Origin of the sequence: Halorubrum ejinorense (genome assembly GCF_039522565.1) — an archaeon.
GTDB lineage: Archaea > Halobacteriota > Halobacteria > Halobacteriales > Haloferacaceae > Halorubrum > Halorubrum ejinorense.
This window is the reverse complement of the sequence record NZ_BAAADQ010000016.1, coordinates 54,349-80,786: the sequence shown is the minus strand read 5'-3', so window position 1 is coordinate 80,786 and position 26,438 is coordinate 54,349. Positions and strand designations below refer to the sequence as shown.

Annotated in this window: 25 protein-coding genes; 15 read left to right on the top strand and 10 right to left on the bottom strand. The window is 68.6% G+C overall.

Annotated elements, in window-relative coordinates; genetic code table 11:
• Positions 1 to 677: 677 nt before the first annotated feature.
• Positions 678 to 1,343, bottom strand: coding sequence for a DUF6517 family protein (locus ABDZ89_RS15830; protein ID WP_343780625.1), 666 nt, complete (start codon positions 1,341 to 1,343; stop codon positions 678 to 680).
• A gap of 160 nt (positions 1,344 to 1,503) precedes the next feature.
• On the opposite strand from ABDZ89_RS15830, the gene ABDZ89_RS15825 reads away from it, so the two are divergent.
• Positions 1,504 to 2,244, top strand: coding sequence for a hypothetical protein (locus tag ABDZ89_RS15825; protein WP_343780994.1), 741 nt, complete (start codon positions 1,504 to 1,506; stop codon positions 2,242 to 2,244).
• A 102-nt stretch (positions 2,245 to 2,346) separates the two neighbouring features.
• On the opposite strand, the gene ABDZ89_RS15820 is transcribed toward ABDZ89_RS15825, so the two are convergent.
• The gene (locus tag ABDZ89_RS15820) at positions 2,347 to 2,856 is read right to left on the bottom strand and encodes a DUF7097 family protein (RefSeq protein ID WP_343780624.1); all 510 of its coding nucleotides are present in this window, start codon (positions 2,854 to 2,856) and stop codon (positions 2,347 to 2,349) included.
• An 81-nt stretch (positions 2,857 to 2,937) separates the two neighbouring features.
• Positions 2,938 to 4,284, bottom strand: a complete 1,347-nt coding sequence (locus ABDZ89_RS15815) for an alkaline phosphatase family protein (protein ID WP_343780623.1) — start codon at positions 4,282 to 4,284, stop codon at positions 2,938 to 2,940.
• 283 nt (positions 4,285 to 4,567) lie between these two features.
• Between ABDZ89_RS15815 and ABDZ89_RS15810 the strand changes: the two genes are divergently transcribed.
• The 8 genes from ABDZ89_RS15810 (at position 4,568) to ABDZ89_RS15775 (ending at position 12,670) form a co-directional block, all read left to right on the top strand.
• A complete protein-coding gene (locus ABDZ89_RS15810) occupies positions 4,568 to 5,479 on the top strand; it encodes a PhzF family phenazine biosynthesis protein (protein ID WP_343780622.1) in 912 nt (303 codons plus the stop codon).
• 119 nt (positions 5,480 to 5,598) lie between these two features.
• Positions 5,599 to 6,549 carry a calcium/sodium antiporter gene (locus tag ABDZ89_RS15805; protein ID WP_343780621.1) on the top strand — a complete coding sequence of 317 codons (951 nt, stop codon included), beginning with the start codon at positions 5,599 to 5,601 and terminating at the stop codon, positions 6,547 to 6,549.
• Between the two features lie 108 nt (positions 6,550 to 6,657).
• Complete coding sequence (locus ABDZ89_RS15800; RefSeq protein ID WP_343780620.1) at positions 6,658 to 8,085, top strand: D-aminoacyl-tRNA deacylase; 1,428 nt, start codon at positions 6,658 to 6,660, stop codon at positions 8,083 to 8,085.
• Positions 8,086 to 8,231: 146 nt separating this feature from the next.
• Complete coding sequence (ftsZ, locus tag ABDZ89_RS15795) at positions 8,232 to 9,386, top strand: cell division protein FtsZ (protein ID WP_343780619.1); 1,155 nt, start codon at positions 8,232 to 8,234, stop codon at positions 9,384 to 9,386.
• A gap of 109 nt (positions 9,387 to 9,495) precedes the next feature.
• Complete coding sequence (locus ABDZ89_RS15790) at positions 9,496 to 9,672, top strand: protein translocase SEC61 complex subunit gamma (RefSeq protein WP_343780618.1); 177 nt, start codon at positions 9,496 to 9,498, stop codon at positions 9,670 to 9,672.
• Positions 9,672 to 10,124, top strand: coding sequence for a transcription elongation factor Spt5 (locus tag ABDZ89_RS15785; RefSeq protein ID WP_343780616.1), 453 nt, complete (start codon positions 9,672 to 9,674; stop codon positions 10,122 to 10,124). Before ABDZ89_RS15790 ends, ABDZ89_RS15785 begins: the two co-directional genes overlap by 1 nt.
• A 179-nt stretch (positions 10,125 to 10,303) precedes the next feature.
• On the top strand, positions 10,304 to 11,266 hold the full coding sequence (artA, locus tag ABDZ89_RS15780) for an archaeosortase A (protein ID WP_343780613.1): 963 nt from the start codon (positions 10,304 to 10,306) through the stop codon (positions 11,264 to 11,266).
• Between the two features lie 156 nt (positions 11,267 to 11,422).
• Positions 11,423 to 12,670 (top strand): MgtC/SapB family protein, encoded by a 1,248-nt coding sequence (locus tag ABDZ89_RS15775; protein ID WP_343780612.1) that lies wholly within the window; start codon positions 11,423 to 11,425, stop codon positions 12,668 to 12,670.
• 64 nt (positions 12,671 to 12,734) lie between these two features.
• On the opposite strand, the gene ABDZ89_RS15770 is transcribed toward ABDZ89_RS15775, so the two are convergent.
• From ABDZ89_RS15770 to dph5, 3 genes are all read right to left on the bottom strand, one after another.
• Entirely contained in the window at positions 12,735 to 13,109 is a 375-nt protein-coding gene (locus tag ABDZ89_RS15770; RefSeq protein WP_343780611.1) for a CBS domain-containing protein, read from the bottom strand.
• A 61-nt stretch (positions 13,110 to 13,170) separates the two neighbouring features.
• Positions 13,171 to 13,557 carry a CBS domain-containing protein gene (locus ABDZ89_RS15765; RefSeq protein ID WP_343780610.1) on the bottom strand — a complete coding sequence of 129 codons (387 nt, stop codon included), beginning with the start codon at positions 13,555 to 13,557 and terminating at the stop codon, positions 13,171 to 13,173.
• A 113-nt stretch (positions 13,558 to 13,670) separates the two neighbouring features.
• On the bottom strand, positions 13,671 to 14,468 hold the full coding sequence (dph5, locus tag ABDZ89_RS15760; protein ID WP_343780608.1) for a diphthine synthase: 798 nt from the start codon (positions 14,466 to 14,468) through the stop codon (positions 13,671 to 13,673).
• A 216-nt stretch (positions 14,469 to 14,684) separates the two neighbouring features.
• Here dph5 and ABDZ89_RS15755 point away from each other — a divergent pair, with 216 nt between their 5' ends.
• The 3 genes from ABDZ89_RS15755 to lrpA1 all read left to right on the top strand — a co-directional run bounded on the left by ABDZ89_RS15755 (position 14,685) and on the right by lrpA1 (position 18,034).
• Complete coding sequence (locus tag ABDZ89_RS15755; RefSeq protein WP_343780606.1) at positions 14,685 to 16,580, top strand: 2-oxoacid:acceptor oxidoreductase subunit alpha; 1,896 nt, start codon at positions 14,685 to 14,687, stop codon at positions 16,578 to 16,580.
• A gap of 3 nt (positions 16,581 to 16,583) precedes the next feature.
• Positions 16,584 to 17,522 (top strand): thiamine pyrophosphate-dependent enzyme, encoded by a 939-nt coding sequence (locus ABDZ89_RS15750; RefSeq protein ID WP_343780605.1) that lies wholly within the window; start codon positions 16,584 to 16,586, stop codon positions 17,520 to 17,522.
• Between the two features lie 83 nt (positions 17,523 to 17,605).
• On the top strand, positions 17,606 to 18,034 hold the full coding sequence (gene lrpA1, locus ABDZ89_RS15745) for an HTH-type transcriptional regulator LrpA1 (RefSeq protein ID WP_343780603.1): 429 nt from the start codon (positions 17,606 to 17,608) through the stop codon (positions 18,032 to 18,034).
• Between the two features lie 52 nt (positions 18,035 to 18,086).
• Here the strand turns inward: lrpA1 and ABDZ89_RS15740 are convergent, their stop codons facing one another.
• Positions 18,087 to 18,560: a GNAT family N-acetyltransferase gene (locus ABDZ89_RS15740; protein ID WP_343780601.1), complete on the bottom strand. Its 474-nt coding sequence runs from the start codon at positions 18,558 to 18,560 to the stop codon at positions 18,087 to 18,089.
• Positions 18,561 to 18,694: 134 nt separating this feature from the next.
• On the bottom strand, positions 18,695 to 21,847 hold the full coding sequence (gene ileS, locus ABDZ89_RS15735) for an isoleucine--tRNA ligase (RefSeq protein ID WP_343780599.1): 3,153 nt from the start codon (positions 21,845 to 21,847) through the stop codon (positions 18,695 to 18,697).
• Positions 21,848 to 22,086: 239 nt separating this feature from the next.
• On the opposite strand from ileS, the gene ABDZ89_RS15730 reads away from it, so the two are divergent.
• The gene (locus ABDZ89_RS15730; protein WP_343780598.1) at positions 22,087 to 23,343 is read left to right on the top strand and encodes a carboxypeptidase-like regulatory domain-containing protein; all 1,257 of its coding nucleotides are present in this window, start codon (positions 22,087 to 22,089) and stop codon (positions 23,341 to 23,343) included.
• On the opposite strand, the gene ABDZ89_RS15725 is transcribed toward ABDZ89_RS15730, so the two are convergent.
• Positions 23,334 to 24,431 (bottom strand): pyridoxal phosphate-dependent aminotransferase, encoded by a 1,098-nt coding sequence (locus ABDZ89_RS15725; RefSeq protein WP_343780597.1) that lies wholly within the window; start codon positions 24,429 to 24,431, stop codon positions 23,334 to 23,336. The genes ABDZ89_RS15730 and ABDZ89_RS15725 overlap by 10 nt on opposite strands.
• A 130-nt stretch (positions 24,432 to 24,561) precedes the next feature.
• Between ABDZ89_RS15725 and ABDZ89_RS15720 the strand changes: the two genes are divergently transcribed.
• Positions 24,562 to 25,074 carry a metal-dependent hydrolase gene (locus ABDZ89_RS15720; protein WP_343780596.1) on the top strand — a complete coding sequence of 171 codons (513 nt, stop codon included), beginning with the start codon at positions 24,562 to 24,564 and terminating at the stop codon, positions 25,072 to 25,074.
• 74 nt (positions 25,075 to 25,148) lie between these two features.
• Here ABDZ89_RS15720 and ABDZ89_RS15715 read toward each other — a convergent pair whose 3' ends face one another.
• Positions 25,149 to 25,940, bottom strand: coding sequence for a PHP-associated domain-containing protein (locus ABDZ89_RS15715; protein WP_343780595.1), 792 nt, complete (start codon positions 25,938 to 25,940; stop codon positions 25,149 to 25,151).
• 137 nt (positions 25,941 to 26,077) lie between these two features.
• Here ABDZ89_RS15715 and ABDZ89_RS15710 point away from each other — a divergent pair, with 137 nt between their 5' ends.
• Positions 26,078 to 26,377 (top strand): DUF7565 family protein, encoded by a 300-nt coding sequence (locus tag ABDZ89_RS15710; RefSeq protein ID WP_343780593.1) that lies wholly within the window; start codon positions 26,078 to 26,080, stop codon positions 26,375 to 26,377.
• Positions 26,378 to 26,438: the final 61 nt, after the last annotated feature.

Below are 26,438 nucleotides of genomic sequence, written 5' to 3'. Positions count from 1 at the left end.
GTGTCGATATCACTAAGGTAGAGATCAAACCTTCGAGAGTTAGGGATTGCTGAGGCAGATATGACTACGGTCGCATTTGAGCTATTTGGATTTTCCAAGTATACTCCTGAACTTCTATTTTCGCTGTTTTCGGAGTTTATTCGGTATGATGTCGAACTACGATTCATATTGGCCCCGGCATCAACTAGATTTCCAACATGGACTCTGACGGGCTTGTTAGAGCTAAAAACCTCAATATTGGTAATTACCTGCTCCTGCTGACTCCCAATTTGGATATCACTCGCACCGTCCACGTCCCATAGTTGTCCAGAAGCCACAATTGTTCCAGATATTATTAATAAACCAGTACCAATCAGTAAGCATACACTGACACCGACCAACAGCCGACGAAGCGATCGCGTCTGGGTCATATCGAATGGGCCACGGATGACAGAGCAGTCGCTAGGGGCCGCGCGGTGTCAAGCTCCGATGCCCGCGAACCGCTTCCTGTCACGCCGCGGGATATCTGACTCGGGCCGATCGATTATATATGGATTACGGACGTGAAAGCTTCCGTTCGAGAAAATAATCGCATGACTGCGGCGCTTTTGAGAGAATTATCTCGCGGAAAGCGCGTGAGAACGTTCGAGGAACGAGGCACGGGCTCGGTCGCAAAAGCGTAGTGACGGCGGGGCTGATCAGTGTTCGATCGCTTCCATCATCGAGAGCAACTGCTCGGACTGGTCGACCTCGACCGGGTGAACGCCCAACGCGGCGATCACGTCCTCGCCGTGTTCGACGGTAGCGATGTATACGAGGACCGGAATGTCGTCGACCTCTCCGCCTTGACCGTTACTGCCGTTGACATCCGCGCTGACCGTGGTTTCGAAGATCGACACGGTGGTCTCCGCGTCGAGTATCGTCCGCGTCTCCTCCCCTCGGCTTTCGATGTCGTCGGCCTGGATCTCGGTCCCGTCACCCCCGACCCCCTGCTGGTTCACCTGTTCGAGGAGGCGCCGGATGAGCTCCGCACCTTCCACTCTGACCAGCGGGTTGACGGACTGTCCGACCACGGACGCGTTCGGGGTACTCGCGACGAACAGCGCCGAGCCGACGGTCTGGTTGGTGTACCGGGCGATCCACGTCGTCGCCGACACCTCCGCGTTCGCGCCGGTCACGTTGAACTCCTGTTCGATGGTGAACGACTCCGGCTCCTGCCCGGTGTATTCGGCCGCCGTGTACGCGCTCTCCGGGACCCGCGCTGGTTCGGCGTCGAATTCGTAGTTGCCGTCTTCGCCGGCGCATCCGGCGGCGGCAACGGTTCCTGACGCCGCGAGCGCCGCGAGCAGTTCACGTCGTTTCATAACCGACAGTAGGCAGGCGTTATTCTTTAAGCCTATCGGCGCGGATATCGGTCGCGAGAACGCGTAGCCAAAGGCACAGATTTCACAGCCAAAGGCACAAAGTTCACGTTGAGGCGCACGCGAGGGGAGGCAAATGGAACGTCGAGGACAAATTGGGCTGGTGGAAGCGCTCTTCTTGGACGTGGTCCGCCTCCACGAGACGTGGATGGAGGTGGTGTTCCCGCGACAGCTCGACCCGAGCGCAGTCTTGGGGAAGTGGAAGCCCGAGACCGGCGTTCAGTCGGTCGGGTACTACCTGTGGGCGGTACTGGGAGCGCCGCTCGTCGCGGTCGCGTACCCGCTGTTGCTCGTCGGGTTCGCCACGCGCTACTACGCGGCGAAGCTCGACTCGGCGGTCACCCGGATCGGCGTCGCGGGCATCGTGCTCGTCGCCGCGGTCGTGTGGGGCGGGCTCACGGTGATAACGCACCTCCAGCTGCCGTTCAGCGCCGTGATCGCGGTCGGCGCCGCCAGCGCGGTAGCGGTCGTGTCGTCCGCCTTCGCCGCGGGCTTCTCGAAGCTGGGCGGGCGGTTCGTCAGCGTCCTGCTCGCGTACCCGTTCGCGATGACGGCGCTGTTCCTTCCGCCCGTCGTCGCCGCGCTCGTCACGCCGACGCTGGAGGAGCTAATCCTCCCGCCGAGCTACGACCTCGCGCGGTGGATTCTCGACACGTTCCTCGCGGTCGGTGGGATCAACGAGATACTCCGCGGCGCGTTCGACTTGGAGACGTTCGGCGAGCAGTGGGGGCTGCCCGGGCTGGGATACGTCCTGATGTGGATCGGTATCTCGGTGCCGCTCGGCTGGTTCCTCGGACTGCTCGTCGCGCTGGCGAACGTTGTCCGACCGACGCCGGACGCCTGATCCGGCCGGCGTCGGACAGCTGATCCGGCCGGCGTCGGGCGCGCCGTTCGGTCGGCGCCGTGACGCAATTCTTCGGGCGTCTAGCTGCTGCGCCTCGCCGACTCACTCCTCGGGATCGTATCTCTCGCCCGCCGTTTCGAAGGCCGACGCCGAGCGCTCCGCCTCGCGTCGCCGCTCGCGTTCGGCGATGGCTTCGGGGTCGGGACTCGCGTCGTCGTCGATGCGCGCGATGGAGCCGTGAACCTTCGCGTGACACCATCGACACAGCCCGACGGTGATCTCGTGCGAGCCGTCGCCGCCGTACGAGAGGTGATGTTCCTCAACGAGTGGCCGGGCCTCGTCGTGGGCCAAGCGCACGTCGTCGAGGTCGCACCGAACGCAGGTCTTCGCGTCCGTCGTCGACCGGTAGTGCGGGCACGCGCTCCACTCGCCGTCGGCACCGACGTGACAGTCGTACCCGTCGGCGCGCCGGTCGGCCGCGAACCCGGGGTCGTCTCCCGATCTCGTCAGCGCGAACCGACACCGACCGTCGTCGGTGAGGTGATCGCAGACGCCGGCGACCGCGTACGGGTCGTCGACGCCGACGGGGGTCCCGTCGGGTGTGCGCTCCATGCGGGTCGCTAGGGGCGGAAGCACTTCAATACGACCGCACGGGTCGAGGAAAGCGATCGAGGGGCGGGGACGGTCGCCCGCTCAGACGAGGCTGGCGCCGTCGAAGTCGGTACGGCCGTAATCGACGTCGAGCAGCCGGAGGATGGTCGGTGTGACGTCGAGGAGGTCGGCGTCCTCGACGGTCGTGTCCGGGTGGTCGACGAACAGCGCGGCGTCGTCGAAGGCGTGCATCCCGGTTCGCGGCCCGTCGGCGTCGAAGACCCCGTCGTGGGGGCGGAAACCGGACTTGAGGTCGAACCCGTCGTTCGGGACGACGACGAGATCGGGTGCGATGGCGGCGTGGTCGCCGCGGAACACCGTCTCGCGCTCGATGACGCGGTCGGCGACCGGATTCCCGTCGGGGCCGGTCCACGACTCCAGCGCGTCGCGGAGTTCCGCGCGCGTCTCCTCGTACTCGGACTCGGGGACGACGCCGTTCGGCTCGCGACCCTCCACGTTGAGGTAGAACCGGCCGGGAACGAGCGAGTACGCGCGGGCGTCGTCGTCGATGTCGGACAGCGCGTCGTGGTCGTCGTCCCCGTAGGAGAGCCACCCTTCCCGTTCGAGCCACTCGTTACAGTAGACGTCGTATCGAAGCCGCGTGAACCCGTGCGTGGAGCCGACGACGAGGGTGACGTCGCTCGGGAGCGCCTCGCGGATCGTCCCGATGTGATCGTCGAGCGCAGCGTGGAAGGAGAGCAGGTCCTCGCGGTGGGTCCCGGCGTCCTCGTAGTCGCCCCACAGGAAGTGGTTGACGCGGTCGGGGGCGGTGAAGACGCCGACGAAGAGGTCCCAGTCGTCGCGTTCGACGTACCGCTCGAAGGCCGCGGCACGAGCGTCGAGGGTCTCGCGGGCGTGCTCTAAGAACGCCGTCTTGTCCGCTTTGTGGCCGAGCTTCGCGTTGACCGACAGTCGATAGTCGCTGCCGGTGAGGTACTCGCGCAGCTCATCGGGGGTGGCGGCCGCGTCGAGGTCGGGCGAGAGGTAGCCGGAGACCATCCGCTGAACGGTTCGCTGCGGCGGGAACGTGACGGGCACGTTCAGCACCGTCGCGTCGAGTCCCGCGTCGGTCGCGCGGTCCCAGACCCGCGGGGTCTGGACGTCCCGTCCCATCGGAACGTACGTGTCGTAGGAGCCGATCTCACGGTCTTGGAACCCGTACACGCCGGTTTCTCCGGGGTTCTTGCCGGTCGTGAGGCTCGGCCAACACGCGCTCGACTCCGCGGGAACGATGCTGTCGATCCGCTCTCCCTCGCCGTCGTCAGCGATCGCCGACAGCGTCGGGAACGTTCCCGGGTTGTCGGCGACGAGCCGGTACGAGAGGCCGTCGATCCCGATGAACGCCACGCGGGGAGTGTCGTTCCCTCGCAGCCGGTCGAAGAGGCCCATACACACCCATCCGTGGTCGAAGGCAAAAGGATTGACATCGGCGCGGTGGGAAACGGCGCTGTGACAGCCGTCCGAGTCGCTCCCGATCGGCGTGTCGGTCCGAACCGGGTCGGCTCCGATCGGCCTGTCGGGCCAAACGATCCACACGGGAGTAGCGGGCGCGGAGGTCTGGACGATGACCCGCGGTCCGTATTCGGCTCGCTCGCGAGGAGAAGCCGCTGTCGCGGGGGCGACCGGGACCGCTCGGGAGGCTTTTTGTCAGTGACTCCCGGAGGGGATCGACATGGAAACGCGACGCGCGCTGCTCGTCGACGCCTTCGCCGCAGAGCCGCTGGCCGGGAACGTCGCCGGCGTCGTCCCGGACGCAGAGGGACTGACTGACGACCAGATGGGCGCCATCGCCGCCGAACTCGGCGCCTCAGAGACCGCGTTCCTGACCGGGGGTGACGGGGACGCCGCCGACCGAATTCGGTACTTCTCGCCGACCACGGAGGTCGACCTCTGCGGGCACGCCACCATCGCGACCTACGGCGCCCTGTTCGCCGAGGGCGGAGTCGACGGCGGCGAACGAACGCTCCGCACGAACGTCGGCGATCTCTCCGTCGCGGTCGACGACGACGGCACCGTCTGGATGCGCCAACAGGCCCCGAGCGTCGAGACCGTCGAGGTCGACGCCGACCGGCTCGGGTCGGCGCTCGGGATCGATCCCGCCGCGTTGCGCGACGTGGGCGCGGACCTCCCCGTCGCGGTCGCGTCGACCGGGCTGCCGTTCCTCGTCGTCCCCGTGAACTTCTTAGAGCGCCTCGGTGAGGCGGATCCCGACGACGACGCGATCGAGCGCCTGTCGGAGGAGTTCGACGTCGCCGGGGTGTACGCGTTCACCTTCGACACGCTCGAAGGCGACTCGACGCTCCACGGGCGGGCGTTCGTGCCCGCGCTCGGCGTCTCCGAGGACCCCGTGACCGGCACCGCGAGCGGGGCGGTCGCCGGGTACCTCCACCGCGTCGACGCCTTCGACGGGGACGTACCCGCGGAGCTCCGCTTCGAACAGGGCCACTTCCTCGACCGACCGGGGATCGTCCGCGTCGACGTGGAGTCGGACGGCGTCCGGGTCGGCGGGCGAGCGACGGTCTCGCTCGACGGGGAACTGCGGGTTCCGGCGGACGAGGGCGACGACGGGATCATCGAGGCGTGAGCCGGCCGCGAACGCCGAGATCCCGAGGGTGACCCGGAATCCGAGGTCGCGGTCGGCGGCGACGGGGACGCCGACGCGGAATCACGACTCTTTTGAGACGGCGCGGAGAACCCGGAGCCGTGCTGTCTGGGTCGCCGCTCGTCGAACTGCTGTTGATCGTCGGTGGCGTCGCCCTTCTCTACGCCGGCGCCGAACTGCTCGTCTCCGGCGCCGGCGACCTCGCGCTCGCCGTCGGGCTCAAGGCCTCGACCGTGGGCGTCACCGTCGTGGCGTTCGCGACCACCGCGCCGGAGCTGTTCGTCTCGCTGCTCGGCGCGGTCACGGTGTCGACCGACATCGGACTCGGCGCGATCGTGGGCTCTAACATCGCCAACATCGGCCTCGTCTTGGGCGTCTCCGCGATTATCCGACCGCTCGACGTCTCCGACACGGTGTTACGCCGACACATGCCGTTCATGGTGCTCGCCGCGCTGCTGCTCGTCGGCCTCGGGTGGGACGGGCGGGTCGGGTTCGTCGACGGCCTCGTCCTCCTGACCGCGCTCGTCGTCTTCACCGTCACGGTCCTCCGCCGCGTCAGCCAGAACCAGTCTGCGATCAGCGACGCGGAGCGCGACGAGATGCCCGACGTGAAGGCGCGCGACGTCGCCACCGTGGTGGGGGGCATCGTCGCGCTCGTGTTGGGCTCGCGGTGGCTGATCGACGGCGGCGAGTCGCTGCTGTCGGCCGCCGGCTTCTCCGATCTGTTCATCGGGCTCACGGTGTTGGCGCTCGGCACGTCGCTGCCCGAGTTGGCCGCCAGCGTCGTCTCCGCGTACCGCGGCGAGTCGGAGTTCAGCGTGGGCAACGTCGTCGGCTCTAACATCTACAACGTTCTCGCGGTCATCGGCGTCGTGACGCTGGTGACTCCCATCGGGGTCGCCCCGGGCGTCCGCGGCTTCGAGTTCCCCGCGCTGCTCGCGTTCACGGCCGGCGCCGTCGCCCTGATGTCGTACGGCGACCGCGTCACCCGCGTGGACGGCCTCGTGCTCACCGCCGGGTACGGCGCCTTCCTCTACCTGCTGCTTCCGTGACCGGTCTCGAGACGGTTCGGAGGGATGCGAGGAGACGAGGACGAAGGACCGAGAGCGGCCCCACCGAGAACCGACGGGTATTCGGTCGCGGCCGCCGGAGACGGTGGCGTGATAGCGATCGTCGTCAGCCGGGCCGATAGCGCCTCGGCACACATCGGCGAGCGGCTCTTGGCGGTCGGCGACTGGGAGGCCCGCGAGGACGACTCGCTGCCCGACGGCGAGGGCGGCGAGACCTACTATCGGACCGAGGGGTTCGAACTCCGCGAGTTCGACGACCTCCACATCCGCCTGTCGGACCCGGTCGCGGCGTTCGACTGCGACCCGGCGTTCCTGGCGTTCGTCTCGCGACACTCGGGCGAGACCGGAAAGCTCCTGACCGCGCACGTCACCGGGAACTTCGGCGGCGCCGAGTACGGCGGCGACCCCGAGTCGCTGGCGCGGGCCGCGCCCGGCGCGGAGAAGCGCGTCGTCGAAGCGCTGGCCGCGCACGCACCGGACGGCTACGAGGTGGGCATCGAGTGTACGCACCACGGCCCGACCGCGGTCTCGGTACCCTCGCTGTTCGTCGAACTGGGCTCCGACGAGCCGCAGTGGACCGACGCCGAGGCGGCCGAGGCGGTCGCGCGTGCGGTGTTGGATCTCCGGGGGACGGGAGCGGACCTGCTCGGCGGGTCCGGCGGTTCGAACGCCGGAACCGCGTCCGACGGCCGGTCCGACACCGATGACAGGCCCCGTCACGTCGTCGGGTTCGACGGCGGTCACTACGCGCCGCGGTTCACGCGGATCGCTCGCGAGACCGAGTGGGCGGTAGGCCACGTGGGCGCCGACTGGGCGCTCGCCGACATGGGCGCGCCGGCGTCGAACCGCGACGTGATCGACGCCGCCTTCACGCGGAGTCGGGCCGAACACGCCGTGATCGACGGCGACCGGCCCGATCTCGCCGCGGTCGTCGACGACCTGGGCTACCGGGTCGTGAGTGAGACGTGGGTTCGTGAAGTGGGCGACGCGCCGCTCCCGCTCGTCGACCGCCTGGAGACGGCGATCGGCCCGGTCGACGAGGGGTTGCGGTTCGGTGCGGTCGACGCGTCCGACCCGACCGCGGTCGACCTCCGCGAGCTCCCGGGGGATCTGCTCGCGCGAGCGCAGGGACTCGACGCCGCGGCGGCGCGGGAGGCGGTCGAACGCGTCGCGGTCGCCTTCGACACGGAGCAGGGAGGCACCCGCGCGGCCGGTCGCGTCGCGTTCGCGACCGCCCCCGAAGCGCCGGGGTACGCCGACCTCGTCGAGGGGCTGGCGGCGGTACTGGAGACGGGGTACGACGCGGTCGAGGTCGACGCGGACGGCAACGCGGTCGCCGCTCGCGAGACCGCGTTCGACCCGTCGCTGGCCGCCGAACGCGGCGTTCCGGAGGGACCGGCGTTCGGGCGGCTGGCCGACGGCGAGTCGGTCGAGGTCGACGGCGAGACCGTCGAGCCTGCTGACGTGTCGCGGGCGCGGACGGATCGGTTCCCGATCGACGGTGCCGCGCTCGACTGATTTATAAACGGCGTCGAACCCGCCGGTTTCGGGCGCGACGCCCGTACTCGCGAGGGTCGGCGGCGAACGCCGTCGATCTCGCCGTCGGACCTGCGTCAGACGATCGGGCAAAAATAAATACGTCCGGGTCGCAACGACACCACATAATGGACTCCATCGTAGAGGACGCCATCGACGAAGCCGAAGAGGCCCCCGCAGACGACGCCGGGGGAGCCGGCGAGAGCGCCGCCGGAGGGAGCGCCGGCGCGCCGCCACAGACCGGGACGATGACCGACGACGAGCTACAGGACGTCCTCCAAGACCTCCAGACGAACATCACGGTGGTCGGGTGCGGCGGCGCGGGCGGTAACACGGTCAATCGGATGACCGAAGAGGGGATTCACGGGGCGAAGCTCGTGGCCGCGAACACCGACGTTCAACACCTCGTCAACATCGAGGCCGACACGAAGATCCTCATGGGCCAGCAGAAAACGCAGGGCCGCGGTGCCGGGTCGCTCCCGCAGGTCGGCGAGGAGGCGGCAATCGAGTCCCAAGAGGAGATCCAAGACGCCATCGACGGCTCCGACATGGTGTTCGTCACCGCGGGACTCGGCGGCGGGACGGGAACCGGCTCCGCGCCGGTCGTCGCGAAGGCCGCGCGCGAGTCGGGCGCGCTGACCATCGCCATCGTCACGACCCCCTTCACCGCCGAGGGCGAGGTGCGGCGGACGAACGCCGAGGCCGGCCTCGAACGGCTCCGCGACGTGAGCGACACGGTCATCGTCGTCCCCAACGACCGCCTGCTCGACGCGGTCGGGAAGCTCCCCGTGCGGCAGGCGTTCAAGGTGTCCGACGAGGTGCTGATGCGCTCGGTGAAGGGTATCACGGAGCTCATCACCATGCCCGGGCTGGTCAACCTCGACTTCGCCGACGTTCGGACGGTCATGGAAAAGGGCGGCGTCGCGATGATCGGCCTCGGCGAGTCCGACTCCGACTCGAAGGCCCAAGACTCCGTGAAGTCGGCGCTACGCTCGCCGCTGCTCGACGTGGACATCTCCGGCGCGAACTCCGCGCTCGTCAACGTCACCGGCGGCACCGACATGTCCATCGAGGAGGCGGAGGGCGTCGTCGAGGAGATATACGACCGGATCGACCCCGACGCCCGGATCATCTGGGGGACCTCGGTCGACGACGAGCTCGAAGGCGAGATGCGGACGATGATCGTCGTGACCGGCGTCGAGTCGCCGCAGATCTACGGCGGCAACGGCGAGCCGCCAGAGGGGACCAACGCCGACGTCGAAGACATCGACTACGTGGAGTGAGCCGCGGCGCGTGAACGGCGCGGCGACGGCCGGCGCGTGGCCCGTGCGACCTCCCTCCCCGGACCGCATCAAAAGGTAAAAACCGTCTCGTCTCGAATCCGCTCGTAAGATGGACGTTCCGTACGATATCAACAGTTACATTCGGGTGCTGAAGCTGGCGAGCACGCCGAGCAACGACGAGTTCCTTCAGGTGTCGAAGATCGCCGGTGCCGGGATTCTGCTGGTCGGGTTCATGGGCTTCCTGATCTTCGCGATCATGAGCCTCCTCCCGGGGGTCGGCGCGTAATGCCGATCTACTCGGTCAAGACGACCGCGAGCCAAGAGCGGACCGTCGCCGACATGATCGCCGAGAAGGAGGCGCCGGAGATCCAGGCCGTCATCGCCCCCGATCAGCTCACGAGCTACGTGATGGTCGAGGCCACCGACGGCACCGCGTTCGGCCGGATCCTCGACGAGATCCCGCACGCTCGCGGCGTGATCCAGAGCGGCGACGGCCCCGCCGAGAGCCCGTTCTCGGAGGTCGAGCACTTCCTCTCGCCGACCCCGGACGTGGAGGGGATCGCCGAGGGAGACATCGTCGAGCTGATCGCCGGGCCGTTCAAGGGCGAGAAGGCGCGCGTCCAGCGGATCGACGAGGGCAAAGACCAGGTGACCGTCGAGCTGTACGAGGCGACCGTCCCGATCCCGGTGACCGTCCGGGGCGACCAGATCCGCGTCCTCGACAGTGAGGAGCGGTAGCTCCTCATATTGAGCGAGCGGCGTGACACGCCGCGAACCGACAGCGAGGAGCGGTAGTCCCTCCGCTCGAGGGGCGGGGCTGGCGACGGCTGACGTTCGGAGAGAGCCTGCCGGCGATCTGACGGCGGAACCGCACGCAACGACAAGGGCTTTATTCGACGACCACGGACCGTAGCGACATGTTCGGCCACGGCGTGCCGGCGGTGTTGAGCGTGATCCCCGACACGTTCACGTTCGCGTGGGTCGTCGCGATCCTCTTCGCGACGGCGTGGCTGCTGGACAGCCGCGGACTGGCCGCGGGGCGGACCCTCGCGGCGGCGACGTGGGCGTTGTTCGGGCTCTTCTGGCTGTCGACGGTGCCGTACTTCGCGTTCGAACACCAGAGCTACGTCGAATCGATCCTCGCGCTCGTCGGCTTTCCCGCCAGCGTGTACGCGGGCTATCTCCTGTACGACGGCCGCGCGTCGCTTTTCACCCTCACGCGGGCTATCGCATTCATGTTATTCATCTACCTCCCGTTCGAGACGATACCGGCGTTCACCGTCGCAGGAGCCTCGTTCCCGGAGCCCCGGAAGGTCCTCATCGAAGCCGTCGCGACGCAGACGGGGATGCTGATCGACCTGCTGGGCTACGCGCCCGAGCGAGTGGTGAGCAGCGAGGGGTACGACGCGGCGTACTCGTGGACGCTGGCGGACGGCCACACCGTCATCATCCACATCGTGCTGGCGTGTACCGGACTCGGGAGCATGGCCATCTTCGGCGGTCTCGTGGCCGCCGTGAAGGCGCCGCTCTCCCGCAAGCTGCGCGCGCTCGCGGTGTCGCTCCCGCTCATCTACGTGCTCAACATCCTCCGGACGACGTTCATCTCGGTGGTGGCGGGCAATCAGTACATGCAGTGGTATCCGGACGTGGTGTTGACCATGTTCGGCGCGACCGACCCGTACCGGGTGTCGTTCCTCATCTCCGACCGGATCATGAGCCAGCTGTTGGCCGTCGTGGCGCTCATCGCGATCACCTTCCTCGCGGTGCGCGAACTGCCCGAACTCGCGGTCATCCTCGAGGACGTGCTCTACCTCCTCACGGGCGAGGAACACGACCTGACGGAGGCGCTGGACCTCCCGCGGGAGCCGACGAACCGGTAAGGGCCGGGACCGGTTTTCGACGCCCGCCCGGAATAAATATCCCTATATAGCAAGCTATAGACGTGGGTGGCGGGTACGGACGTTCATGACTTCGAGGACGCGAGACGGGCCGCCAGGCCGCGGCGCGGGAGCCGGGCCGCGACGGGGTGAGAAACGGTGACGAGCGCGGTCGACCTGTTCGTTTACCTTGAGACGAACGTCGCTAAGCTGGTCGTCGCGACCGCGCTCGGGATGTTCCTCGGACTGGAGCGCGAGTGGTCACAGAAGTCCGCGGGGATCAGGACGTTCGGCCTCATCAGCCTCGTGGCGGCCGTGTTCTCGCTGCTCGACGAGCCGGGGCTGCTCGTCGTCGGCGGCGTGCTGGTCGTCACCAGCGCCGTGCTCTTAGCGGCTCGCAGCTTCGTCGACGCCGAGGTCGACGGACTCTCCCTGACCACGTCCGCGTCGATGCTCGTCGCCTACGGCGTCGGGGTCCTCGCCGCGGAGGGGCTGTTCATCGAGTCGGTGACGGTGGCGGTGCTCTCGTCGCTGCTGCTCGTGTTGAAACGGGAGCTCCACGAGTTCGCGTGGGGGCTCTCCCGCGAGGAGGTCCGCAGCGCCGTGGAGTTCACCATCCTCGCGTTCGTCGTGTTCCCCCTGTTGCCCGCGGAGACGATCGACCCGTGGGACGCGGTCCAGCCGCGGCTCGTCTGGTCGCTGGTGGTCGCCGTCAGCGCCATCGGCTTCGTCAACTACGTCTTGGTGAAACGGTATCAGGGACGCGGCTACGCCGTCACGGGCTTTTTCGGCGGGCTCGTCAACTCGACGGCCGTCGTCGCCGAGATGGCGAAGCGCGCGAAGGGGCGGGCGGACCTCAGCAGTATCGCGGTGGGGTCGATCCTCCTCGCGAACGCGGCCATGGCGTTCCGGAACGCCGCGGTGGTGGCCGTCTTCGTTCCGGAGGCGGCGCTGGTCGTCGGCGCGCCGCTCGGCGCGATCACCGTCGTGGGGGTCGTCGTCGCCCTGTGGCGCAGCGACTGGCGGACGAGGGTGGAGACCGAACTCACCTCCCCGTTCAGTCTGCGGAGCGCCCTGACGTTCGGCGGGATCTTCCTGCTCGTGTTGCTCGTCTCCGCGGTCGCCGAGCGGACGTTCGGCGCGAGCGGGTTCATCGCCACGTCGTTCCTCGCCGGACTGGTGTCGTCGGGGAGCTCGACGACCACGGCGGTCTCGCTGCTCGGCACGGGACAGATCGGCGTCGACACGGCGGTGGCCGGGGTCGTCGCCGGCACCGCCGCGAGCATCGCGGTGAAGACGGTCTTCGCGGCGAGCATCGCGCGCGAACTGATCCGGCCGGTGTTCCTCTGGAACCTGCTTTTGATCGTCGTGGGAGCGGTCGTCGGGCTCCCGCTGTTACTGCTCTGACGGCGCGGGAGTCGCGCCGCGGGACCGGAGCCCGGGGACGGCGCCCCGGAGCTCGACACCGGAGTCAGGAGAGGTGTTCGGTGATGTCCGTCGAGGAGACCATCCCGACGTGGTCACCGTCGACGACGGGGAGGTGTTTCACGCCGTACATCGTCATCATCGCCGCGACCTCCTGCATCATGAGGTCGGGGGTCACCGTTTCCACGTCCTCGGTCATCACGTCGCGGACCGTCGTCTCGTCGGGGTCGTGGCCGTCGGCGACCGCCCCGACGACGTCGCTCTGCGTGACGATACATCCGCCGCCGGTCGTCACGACGAGGGCGCTGATGTCCTTGTCGCGCATCCGACGGGCGGCCTCTCGGAGCGGCGCGTCCACCCCGATCGTCTCCAGTGGCGCCGACATGACGTCCGCGACGCGCGTTCTGTCGTCGAGATCCATATCATGATGTGTGCTACCACGTCTGATTACTCTTCCGGAATACGCAACCGCGGACGGTCAATCACCCTACCCGAGAGAGGTGCGCCGTGAGGTCCGTCGTCGACACCATCCCGATCGGTCTGCCGTCGTCGTCGGTCACGGGAAGGTGAGTGTATCCGTGCGCGGTCGGCTCCGCCAGCTCCGCGACGGTGTCGTCGCGGCTCACGGTGACCACGTCGGTCGTCATGAACGCCTCGACCGGCGTCCGGTCTTTCGGGTCGTTGTCGCGGACGAGCCCGACGAAGTCCGTCGTGGTGATCAGTCCGGCAAGCGCCCCGTCAGGGTCGACGACAAGGATCGAGCCGACGCCGGTCGCGAGCATCTCCTTCGCCGCGTCGACCGCGGTGGCCCCGCGCTCGATCGTGGTGAGGTCAGTCGACATGAGCCGCTCGACGGGGGTGTCGTTCATGAGGTACGGTAACGCGCGGCACGGTAATCAAACGTCCGGTCGGCACGGCGTCGGCGAGAGCGCGACCCGAGGGACACGGAATCGGCCCGGAGGGGAGGCCATCGACGGGCGGTTCACTCCTCGACGAGCGAGCGGGGAGCGTCAGCGAGTCCGACGAGGGCGTCCGCCTCGACGTGGTGGAGGTCGCCGGGAACGACGAGCAGGTGGAGGGGGTCGCCGAACTCGCGGTCGGCGAGGGCGCTCAGTCTGTCGGCCGCGACGACGGCGTCAGGAGAGCCGGCGCGAGCGACGACCACGGCGAGCGCGTCCTCCCACTCCTCGGCGAGCAGGCCGGCGGCGACGTCGGCGGTCATGTACTCCTCGTGGTCGGGGTCGGGCCCGGTCGGCCCCGTTCCGACCTTGATGTCGAGGTAGACGACGGTGTGGAGCCCGCGCTCTCGGTTCGCCTCGATGGTCTCGACCACGCTCGCGGGCACGTCACCGCCGCCGTGGGCGTACGGGAACGGGAGCGTCGTCGCCTTGCCGAACCGGTAGTTCTGGAGGCCGGTCAGGCTCGACGCCGCCGACTGCGCGGTCACGCCGTGGACCACTCGCGTGTCGATCCCGCGTTCCTCGGCGCGGAGTCGGAGGTCGGTGTGGGTCGTCGATATCATGGTGTCGCCGGCGGTGAGGAACGCGGCGTCGCCGTCGGCGGCCGCGTCGAGGATCGGCTCCGGATCCTGCTCGACGCCCGCGCGGTCCCGGACCTCGATGTCGACGCCGTGGTGGGCCGCCAGTTCCGACGCGTCGGCGCCGACCAGTCGGCTAGTGTAGAACTCGGCAAAGACCCGATCGGCCGCGCGCAACGCCTCGCGCCCCTCGACGGTGACGGAGCGCTCGTCGTAGAGGCCGAGTCCGATGAACGTGAGCATGCCGGCGCTCGGCGCGCGCCGGCCTAAAAGGGCGCGGAAGGGGTCGCTGACGCGCCGGCGGCCTCCGGGATCGACGCCGACGCAGTTGAGTGTGGAGTGGTGACATGCGACGCCCTAATAGACCTTCATGATTGTTCCTTGTGATTCCATAGCAAGCCCTAAGAGGGAACCTGTATAACGTCCAGTCACGACGCCCATACGGGCTCACATACCATTATGACTGACGAAGAACTCATCTGGCGGATATCGGGGGGATCCGGTGACGGGATCGCTTCGACCAGCCAGAACTTCGCAAAGGCCTTGATGCGATCGGGGCTCAACGTCTTCACGCATCGGCACTATCCGTCGCGGATCCGCGGCGGCCACACGTACACCGAGGTCCGCGCGTCGGGGGACCCGGTCAAGTCCCGCGGAGACGGCTACAACTTCCTGCTGGCGCTCGGCGACTCGTTCGCCCGCAACCCGCAGGAGGAGGCCGTCTACGGTAACGAGGAGATCAAACCCCTCTCGGAGAACTTAGACGAGCTCCGCGAGGGCGGCGTCATCGTCTACGACGAGGGGCTCTTGGACGCCTCGGAGATCCCGAACTTCGACGAGCGCGTCGAAGAGAACAACTGGCACGTCTACCCCCTCGACCTCCGCGGGCTCGCCCGCGACATGGGTCGTGAGGTCATGCGCAACACCGCCGGCGTCGGCGCGACCTGCGCGCTGACCGGCATGGAACTCGACCACGTCGAGGACCTGATGCGCGACGCGATGCCGGAGAAGATCCTCGAACCGAACATCGAGATCCTCGAAACCGCCTACGAGCAGGTTCAAGAGGAGTACGACGTCGACGCGTCAGATGTCAGCGTTCCCACGGGCGAGCACGCCGAGACGCAGCTGCTCATGTCCGGGTCGGACGCCATCGCCTACGGGGCCATCGACGAGGGATGCCGGTTCATCGCCGGCTACCCGATGACCCCGTGGACCGAAGTGTTCACCATCATGACGCAGAACCTCCCGAAGCTCGGGGGGATCTCCGAGCAGGTCGAAGACGAGATCGCGGCCGCGGCGCTCGCGGTCGGCGCCTCCCACGCCGGCGTCAAAGCGATGTCCGGCTCCTCGGGCGGCGGGTTCGCACTGATGTCCGAGCCGCTCGGGCTCGCCGAGATGACGGAGACACCCGTCGTCCTCGTCGAGGCGATGCGCGCCGGTCCCTCGACCGGGATGCCGACGAAGCCCGAGCAGTCCGACCTCGAACACGTCCTCTACACCTCGCAGGGCGACTCCCAGCGCGTCGTGCTGGCGCCCGGGACCGTCGAGGAGGCCTACGAGCAGTCGCGGCTCGCCTTCCGGCTCGCCTACGAGTACCAGATCCCGTCGATCCTCCTGTACGACCAGAAGCTCGGCGGCGAACTCGTCAACGTCCCGAAGAGCCACTTCGACCGCGAGCCGAACCCGACGCTCGGGAAGACGCTCTCGGAGGACGCGCTCGACGACGAGCCCCACTCGGCCGACGGGAAGTTCCACCGCTTCCAGCACGACGTCGACGACGGCGTCTCGCCGCGGTCGGTCCCCGGCCAGAAGGGCGGGCGCTTCCTCGCGACGGGCAACGAACACGACCCGACGGGACACATCAGCGAGTCCCCGGACAACCGCGTGGCGCAGATCGACCGGCGGGCCCAGAAGCTGGCGGCGATCCGCGACGACCTCGACGGGGAGGACACGGGCTCGTACGCCGGCCCCGAGGACGCCCAGTACGGCATCCTCACGTTCGGCAGTCAGCAGGGAACCGTCGAGGAGGCCGTCGGTCGCCTCAACGAGGCCGGCGTCTCGGTGAAGTCGTACGGCGTCTCCGACATGCTCCCGTTCCCGACCGAGCAGGTCGAGGCGTTCGTCGAGAGCGTCGACGAGGTCCTCGTCGTCGAGATGACGGCGTCCGGACAGTTCCGCGGGCTCGTCCAGAAGAACCTCGGCCGCTACGGCGAGCGGCTGTCGAGCCTGTTGAAGTACAACGGGAACCCGTTCGAGCCCGCCGAGGTCGTCGACGGGTTCGAGGCCGCGATCATCGAAGGCGACGGCGACGCGTCCGGCCATCAGACCACCTTCGTCCCAGCCGCAGGTGACTAACCAATGAGCACGTTTTCAGCAATCGGAGAGGAGCGAGAGATCGACCGCGACGAGTACACGCCCGGTGTCGAACCGCAGCCGACCTGGTGTCCGGGCTGCGGTGACTTCAGCGTCCTGAAGGCGCTCAAGCAGGCGCTTCCGGAAGTCGGGCGCACGCCCGAGGAAACGCTCCTGTGTACCGGTATCGGCTGTTCGGGCAAGCTGAACAGCTACCTCGACACGTACGGGTTCCACACGATCCACGGGCGCTCGCTGCCCGTGGCCCGCGCCGCGAAGCTCGCGAACCCCGACCTCGAAGTGATCGCCGCCGGCGGTGACGGCGACGGCTACGGGATCGGCGGGAACCACTTCATCCACACGGCCCGGGAGAACCACGACATGACGTACATCGTCTTCAACAACGAGATCTTCGGGCTCACGAAGGGACAGACCTCCCCGACTAGCCCGAAGGGCCACAAGTCGAAGACGCAGCCCCACGGCAGCGCCAAGGAGCCGATCAAGCCGCTCTCGATGTCGCTGAACGCCGGCGCCTCCTACGTCGCCCGCACGGCCGCCGTCAACCCGAACCAGGCCAAGGAGATCATCACCGAGGCGATCGAGCACGACGGGTTCGCGCACGTCGACTTCCTCACCCAGTGTCCGACCTGGAACAAGGACGCGCGCCAGTACGTGCCGTACATCGACGTCAACGACTCCGACGACTACGAGTTCGACAAGACGGACCGCGTCGAGGCCGCCGAGATGATGCGCGAGACCGAGCAGTCGCTGTACGAGGGCGAGGTCCTCACCGGCCGCTTCTACGTCGACGAGGATCGCCCCTCCTACGGCGCCGAGAAGCAGGCGATCGGCGAGATGCCCGAGGAGCCGCTCGCCGAGCGCTACTGGGACGACGACTACGAGTGGGAGCGCTCCCACGACATGTTCCTCGACAAGCACGCCTGAGCCGGCGAGCCGGCCGTTCACGGCGTGGCGGAATCGTTTATCGATTCGCAAGGTATTTTTTCATTGGCGGTAAACGGAGTAGTATGAGCACGGTATCGACAGAGGAACGCATCCTCTCTGTGTTAGAAGAGGACGCGCAGGCGTCCTGCGGAGAGATCGCGGAGCGAGCGGACGTGTCGAAGCCGACGGTCCGCAAGTACATCGACCGCCTCGAAGACCGGGGCGTGATCGTCGGCTACTCCGCGGAGGTCGACCCGAAGAAACTCTCTTCGCAGTCGATCGCCATGGTCGGAATGGACGTGGACTCGGGCCGGTACGTCGAGGCCACGCGGGAACTGAAGTCCCTCGATGAGGTCCAGGCGCTGTACACCTCTTCGGGCGACCACATGCTGATGGCGGAGGTGCGCGCCGGCGACGGCGACGAACTCGGCGACGTCATCTCCGAGAAGCTGCTCGGGGTCGAGGGCGTGACCGCGGCCCACCCCTCGTTCCTCCAAGAGCGACTGAAGTAGTCGGCGTTCGGGCCGTTGAATCCGACGGCGGTGGGACGGACCCCGCTCCGCCTCAGGCGAGCGCGTGCGGATCCGCGACGACGACGGTTTCGTCGCCCGCGGGGCTACGGCGGCTCCCGCGCGACGCGAACCCGTGTGCGCTGAAGAACTCCTCGGCGCTTGGCCGGTCCGGCGGGACCGTCGCGCGGAGCGTTTCGACCCCGCGACCGGCGAGGGCGTCGCCCACGCGAGCGAGAAGTTCGTCGGCCACGCCCTCGCCCGCGCGGTTCGGATGGACCCACAGCGCCAACAGCTCGGCCTCGGCTCCGTCCGGGTCCGGGTGTGCGATCGCCAGCCCGACGGGGCCCGCCTCGTCGCTCTCCATCAGGAACGACCACTCGGCCTCGGCGGCGGCCTCTCGGACGCCGGCGGCGGACACGTCCAGTAAGGGAGCGCCGATGTCGTCGAACACCGTCTCCTCGCGCGCTCGGGAGACGGCGGTCCGCAGCGCCTCCGCGTCGTCGGGCCGGGCCGCCCGGACATACATGATCGACCGTCAGTAAAGAACGCACCTATAGGTTTCGGCGGCGGCGCGATTCGCGGTCGAAATCGGGCGCACGGCGCGACCCGAGCCGGCCGGAAGTTCGAGCGCTGACGCGGGGTCGTGAGCCCGAGAGAGCCTTACGCGACCGGTTCGACGCCGATCGTGATCGCGACGTCTTCGACCGACCACTCCTCGACGAGCCCGCCGTCCGCGTCCGCGGCGTCGGCCGGGTCGTCGATCCACGCGTCGGCGCGCACCTCGCCGGCGATCAGGTCGGCGTGCTCGTCGACGAAGCCGGCGACGCGTTCGTCGTCGACGGCGACGCCGACGCGGACGCGGGCCTCCACGTCTAAGTCGAGTTCCTTACGCATCTCTTGGATCCGCCGGATCACGTCGCGGGCGTAGCCCTCGGACTCGATGTCGTCGGTGAGCGACGTGTCGACGTAGACGGTCCCGCCCTCGAACTCCGCGCCGGAGACGTTCTCGGGCGGCTCGGCGACGTACTCGACCATCTCGTCGTCGAGGGCGACCGGCTCGCCGTCGACGGTGATCTCGCCGCCCTCGACCGCCGCGCGGGTCGCGCCCTGAACCGCCTCCATCACCTTTTGGGCGTCGCCGCCGAACGCCGGGCCGATGGCGGCCATCTGCGGCTCGGCGGTCTCGACCAGTTCGTCGAAGGCGTCGGTGACGACGACCTCGCGGGCGTTGACGCGGTCGGCGATCAGGTCGGAGAGCCGCTCGACCGCGGCCGCGACCGCCTCGTCGTCGGTCTCGACGACGACGCGCGGGACCGGCCAGCGGAGCTTGCGACCGGCCTGCTGGCGCGCGTTGGCCGCCGACTCCTCGACGTCGCGGAACACCGCCACGTCGCGTTCGAGGTCGGGGTCGCGCAGGGCCGCGTCGGGCTCGGGGTACGACAGCGCGTGGACCGTCGTCGCCTCGCCGTCGAGCCGCTGGTACATCCGCTCGGTCAGGTACGGCGCGATCGGCGCGAGCATGCGGATCACCTCGTCGAGGACGGTCGCGAGCGTCGCGTAGGCGCCGCGCTTCGAGGCGGAGTCGGCCTCCTCCCACATCCGGTCGCGAACCGCCTTCACGTAGAAGCGCGAGACGTCCTGCGTGACGAACTCGATCACGGCGTTGACGGCGTCGCTGACCTGGTAGTCGTCCCAGGCCTCGGCGACCTCCGCCTCCACGGACTGGAGCCGGGAGAGCACCCACTCGTCGACGAGTTCGAGCTCGCCGTCGGAGAGGTCGGCCGCGGCCGGGTCGTAGCCGTCGAGCTCCATGTACTCCAGCGGGAACCGGAACACGTTCCAGAGGATGTTGAGCTTCCCCTGGATCTCGCCGAGCCCGTCCCACTCGAACGCGAGGTCGACGCCCTGCTGGTCGTGCGAGAGGAGATACGTGCGGAGCGGGTCGCGACCGGCGCGGTCGATCGCCTCCTCGGGCGTGACGATGTTGCCGACCGACTTCGACATCTTTCGCCCGTCCTCGTCGTTGGCGAAGCCGTGCATCAGCACCTCGTCGTAGGGGATCTGGCCGACGGCGGCGGTCCCCATCCCGAGCTGCGACCAGAACCACCCGCGGGTCTGGTCGTGCGCCTCGATGATGAGGTCGGCCGGCCACAGCTCGTCGTGAGCGTCCTCGTCGCTCGGGTAACCGAGGGTGCCCCACGAGGCGACCGAGGAGTCGAGCCACACGTCGAAGACGTCCTCGACGCGGCGGTAGGTGGTGCCGTCCTCGACGATGGTGAGACCGTCGACGGAGGGGCGGTGGAGGTCGATGGAGGCGGGGTCGACGTCCTCCTCGACGCGCTCGGCGAGCTCCTCGCGGGTGCCGACCACGATCATGTCCTCGTCGAGGTTCCCCGCCTCCGCGTCCTCCGGCACCCAGATCGGGATCGGGACGCCCCAGTAGCGCTGCCGGGAGACGTTCCAGTCGGGCGCGTCCTCGATGAAGTCGCGGAAGCGGTTGTCGCGGGCCCACCCCGGGTGCCACTCGGAGTCCTCCATGTTGTCGAGGAGGTCGTCTTTCACGTCCGTGATCGAGATGAACCACTGGTCGGTGACCAGCTGGATGATCCCGGTGTCACAGCGCCAACAGTGGCCGTAGCTGTGGTCGACGGTGCCGTGCGCGAGCATGTGACCGTCGGCGACGAGGTCGTCGATGATGTCGTCGTTGGCGTCGCGGACGAACTGCCCGGCGTACTCGCCGGCGGCCTCGGTGAACTCGCCGTTCGGCCCGACGGGGCAGTGGATGTCGAGCCCGAGCTCCGTGCCGCGGTGGAAGTCCTCCTCACCGTGGCCGGGGGCGGAGTGGACGAGCCCGGTCCGGTCGGCCTCGACGTAGTCGGCGGCGTACACCTGCCCGGCGCCCTCGAAGTCGGGGTACTCGGCGACGCGGTCGGCGAGCGGGTGGTCGTACGCCCAGCCGACGAGCTCCTCGCCGGTCAGCTCCGCTTCGACCTCGTAGTCCTCGTAGCGGCCCTCCTGTAACACGTCCTCGACGCAGTCGGCGGCGACGTAGATGAGTTCGCTCTCGCCGTCCTTCTCCGCGCGGACCGCGTTGTAGGTGAGCGCCTCGTCGACGGCGACGAAGGTGTTCGCGGGGATGGTCCACGGCGTCGTCGTCCAGATGACGAGGCTCCCCTCGCGGTCGGCGAGCGGGAACTTCACGTAGACGGAGGGGTCCTCGACGTCCTCGTACTCGACCTCGTTGTTGGCGAGCCCGGTCTCACAGCGCGGACACTGCGAGATGGACCGCTTCCCCTGCTCGACGAGCCCGTTGTCGGCGACCTCGGAGAACGCCCACCAGGCGGCCTCCATGTACTCCGGTGAGATGGTCTCGTACGGGTTCTCCCAGTCCATCCAGACGCCGATGGACTTGAAGTCCTCGTCCATCGCCGCCCGGTTCTCCAGGGCGAACTCCTTGCACTTCTCGATGAACGACTCCATGCCGTACTCCTCGATGTCCCGCTTGTTCTCGAAGCCGAGCTCCTCCTCGACTTTGACCTCGATCGGGAGCCCGTGCATGTCGTAGCCGGGGCGGTCGGTGACGCGGTGCCCGGTCATCCGCTTGTGCCGGATGACGGCGTCTTTCAGCGTCTTGTTCCAGGCCGTCCCGAGGTGCATCTGCCCGGAGGTGTACGGCGGGCCGTCGACGAAGAAGAACGGCGGGTCGTCGGCGTGGGCCTCCTTCGCCGCCTCGTAGGCGTCGTTGTCTTCCCAGTAGTCGTCGACCGCCGACTCGACGTCGGCGGGCGCGTACTGGTCGTCGATCTGCTCCATACGCGTTGGTCTGCGCGCGCGTATTTGAATACGGCGGAGTCGGGGCCGACGGTCCGCAGTTCGGAGCGTCGATCCGTCGTTCGACGGGGGGTCCCGCGAGTCGGGGTGGGCTTCGAACGACGGCGGGCCCGGAACGACGGCGGGCCCCGGAACGAGTTTCGCTCGCCGACGGAGGGAAGGCGGCGCTTACCCGGATAGTCGGCCCATACCAATACCGTTGGACTGCCTCGGTCGCGGGTATGAACGTCCCACGTGCGGCCGTCGTCGCAGTGGCGGTACTGGCGGTCGCGGTCGTCGCGACCGGCGGCGCGGTCGGTCAGGAACAGGTGACGCTCACCGTCTCGGTCACCGACCAACAGGGAGACGCCGTCGGCGGCGTGACCGTCGAGGCGGCGTGGGAGACCGAATCGGGTGAGACGGGGACCGCGACGGGGACGACGGCGAGCAACGGGAACGTCCTCCTCGACGCCCCCGCGAACGCGAGCGTCGAACTCGACGTCGACGACGACAGGTACGTCCGGAACAGGCCGCTCCGGATCGACAACGCCAGCGAGGGGGACGTCGCGCTCGGCGTGTCGCGCAGCGGGACCGCCACGGTGTCGGTTCTCGACGCCGAAAACCGGACGCTGGCCGACGCGACGGTGACCGTCCGCGAGGACGGCCGATCGATCGACCGCGGCACGACCGGGTCAGACGGGACCTACGAGACGGCTCGCCTGGAGCGGGGAACCTACGAAATCGAGGTCGTGAAGCCGGGCTACTTCGAGGGGAGCCGCGAGGTGACGGTGTCGGCGAACTCGGAGGCGACGGTCACGATCGAACGGGGGACCGCGACCCTCGACGTCCGCGTGTTCGACGACCACTTCGACCCGCCGACCGCGATCGAAACGGGGTCCGTTCGGGTGTCGTCGTCGGTGTTCGACGGACGAGTGTCGGTGACCGACGGGACGGCCTCGCTCACCGTTCCCGTGAACGCCCTCTACACGGTCGAGGTCGTCAAGGACGGGTACGGCGGGTCGCCGGAGCGGGTCAGAGTCCGAGAGTCGGCGGCGGCGACGAACGTCACGGCACAGCGGACCCCGGCGCTGACGGTCGTCCCGGCGAACGAGCGCGTCTTGGTCGGTGAGACGACTCGCGTGACGGTTCGGAACGCGTACGACGAACCGGCCACCGGGGTCACGGTCGTGGTCGACGGCGAGTCGGTCGGCGAGACCGACGACCGCGGGGAGATCGGCGTAGAGATATCGAGCACCGGAAGCCGGACGATCGTCGCACGGAGCGACGACGCCGAGTCCGACCCGGTGACCGTGGAAGGGGTCGAGACCGCGGAGGAGGCGGATTCGGACGCGGACGGGGAGAATGGATCGGACGCGGACGGTGACGGCGGCTCGGAGACCACCGACGACGGCATACCCGGCTTCGGCGTCGTCGCCGCGGTCATCGCGTTACTCGCGGCGGCGGCCGTCGTCGGTCGTCGCCGGGACTCTCAGAAGTAGTCGGCGAGTCGCTCGGCGGCCGCCTCGGCGCGGGGCGTCACGAGGGCGAACCGGATCCACTCGTCGCGGGCGGTACCGAACGCCTCGCCCGGCATCCCCGCGACGCCGGCCTCGTCGATCAGGCGCTTGACGTTCGCCATCGTGCCGGGGAACCCGTCGAAGCGCGCGAGCACGTAGAAGGCACCCTCCGGGCGGCTGTACTCGGCGCCGGCCGCGTCGAGGGCGGCCGTGAACGCGTCGACGCGGTCCGCGAGCAGGTCGCGCGCGTCGGCGTAGTAGCTCGGCGGGGTCTCCGCGAGCGCGTGGAGGACCGCGTACTGGGAGGGCCGCGCCCCGGCGACGTTCACGAGCATGTGCCGCGTCCGCGCGTCGCCGACGTGCGCCTCGGGGAAGACGGCGTAGCCGACCCGGAACCCGGTGATCGCCATCGACTTCGAGAAGCCGCTCGTGGCGATCACGCGGTCGGAGTCGAGCGTCAGGGCCGACTCGAACGAGCCCGTCAGGTCGAACCGGTCGTACACCTCGTCGGCGACGACCAAGGCGTCGACACTCTCGGCAATCGCGACGACCTCGCGTACCGCATCGAGATCGTACACCGCGCCGGTCGGGTTGTTCGGGGTGTTCAACACGATGAGCGCGGTGTCCTCGCTCGCGGCCTCGCGCACCGCCCCGACGTCGAGTCCCCCGTCGCGGGCGGTCGGAACGAGGGTCGGCTCCCCGCCGAGGAGGTGCGTCTTCCCGGGGTAGTACGGGTACACCGGGTCCATGAGCAACGCCTCGTCGCCGGCGCCGCGGTCGAGGGCGCGCGCCATCGCGAGGTAGTTCGCCTCGCCGGTGCCGTTGGTGACGACCACGCGCTCGGCGTCGACCTCGCGGCGCGCCGCGATCCGCTCCCGCAGCTCGCGGAGCCCGTCGCTCGGCGGGTACTGGAAGTCGGCCGGCGGCAGGTCGGCGTACTCGCGGAGCGCGGCGCGGAGCGCGGCGGGCGGCTCCCAGTCGGGGTTGCCGCTCACCATGTCGATGACGTCGCCGTCGGCGGCCGCGGCGTACTGCATGACGTGGAAGAACTTCGGCTCCTCGTACTCCATACGGTCGGGTCGGCCGCGGTCGCCGTGGCTCTTTCGGCCGGGGAGCGGCGGTCTCCGATCGAGGTAGGCAGGCCTTACGGCCGTCGCCGCGATCCGGTGGTTTGACCACCTCCCCTACGCAGGGACAGACATGAACAAACGCGGCCACGTGCTCAACGGTCTGCTGCTCTCGTTGGGCCTCGGATTCGTGCTCGAACCGGGGCTCAACGCGGCGACCGCCGAGATGATCGCGCAGATCACCGTTCCCGTCGTGTTGGGAGCGCTGTTCCCCGACGTCGACACCGCCTTCGGACGCCACCGGAAGACGCTCCACAGCCTCCCGGTGCTGGCGGTCTTCATCGCGTACCCGATCGTCTTCGGCAACCTCCAGTACGTGTGGATCGGCGTGTTGACCCACTACCTGCTCGACGTGGTCGGGAGCCGGCGAGGGATCGCCCTCTTCCACCCGCTGTCGGATCGGGAGTACGGAATGCCGACGGGCGTAACGACGAGCAGCAAGTACGCGGACCTCGTCACGGTGGTCATCACCGCGGTCGAGATCGCCGCCTTCTGGGCGATCAACAAATACGTCGTCAATCTCGAACTCGACCTCTCTGCGGCCGCACGGACGGCCTCGGAGGCCGCGGCCGGGTTCGGTCTCTGACGCCGACACCGGAGGCGAACGAGTCGCGACAGCGTCGGCTACTCGCGAGTTCTCGCGGCGCGATTCGACGCCGTCTACTCGTAGACGCTCACGTCGTCGAACCGCCCCTCATAGGCGACGTTCGACGGGAGGGTCGGCTCGTTGCCGGAGAGGAACATGCGGTCGAGTTTCGCCCACGTGTTCTCGTACCCGAGGTGGGCGAACTCGACGAGCCCGCGCAGCTGGTGGCCGATCCCGCCCCGGTGGATCACCGTCCGCGGTCGGCGCTCGCGGAACGCCTCCACGACCGCCTCGGCGTCGTCGAGCGCGCCCTCGAACGCGGTCCACGCCTCCCCGACGGTGCCCGTGAGGTGCGCGTACGAGGAGCCGAAGCCCGCGCAGCCGGTCTCTTCCGCGGTCCGACGCGCTCGGGCGTTCTGGTGGGGGAGCAGCTTTGTGTTGTACGTCTCGACGGCGTCGATCCGACCGGCGTGCGCGTCGATCTCTGGCCGCGTGAGCGAGATGGTTGCGAACCCGGGGTGGGGAACGAGGACGGCCGCGTCCTGCCGCTCGAACTCGGCCATCGCGCCCTCGAACGTGATGTAGTCGGGGACCGGTTCGGAGAGCCCGAGCACGAGGAGGTGCCGCCGGTTCCCCCAGTCGCCGGTGAACACCTCGCGGGCGGGGACGACCTGGAGCTCGTCGTCGGAGTATCGAGCGGCGCGCTCGCGGACCGTCGGAAGGCGCGTGAAGTGCGGAGCGTACACGAGCGCGTCGATCCCGCGCTCCTTCGCGCGGGCGACGACCTCGTCGTCGAGCACCTTGACGTGGCCGTCGACGCGCGTTCTCGATCGGGTCACGGTCGGACGGTCGTCGCGCCCGCGCAAATGCGTATCGTTCGACGACGACGGTGCCGCGACCGCAGGTCCGATCGGGACGGTCACGAACGGGGCGACGAGACGGTGACCCGTTTCGACGCGCCGGCGTGGGAAACCGTTAATCCCCCTCGGGCGAGAGTTCGGGTATGGCCCCTCGCTGGACGTGCGGCATCGGCGACTGCGACGCCGCCTTCGACGACGTGGAGTCGGCGATCGTCCACCAGACGAACGAGCACCAGCGCCACGAGTGCAAGGTGTGTGGCACCATCGTCCCCGACGGCTACTTCGCGATCCGGCACGCGTTCGACGAACACACCCGCGCCGAGTTCGTCCGCGCGTACGACGCCGACTCGGCGGCGGTCCGCCGCCGGGAAGAGATCAAAGGCGACATCGAGTCCGAAGCGGACCTCCAGCGGGTAGTCGAAGAGCTCGACCGCGGCGTCTGAGGCGGAGTCGCCGGGATCCGCCACCGTACGCCGCCCGCGGTCGCGGCCGTTCGGTCGCCGC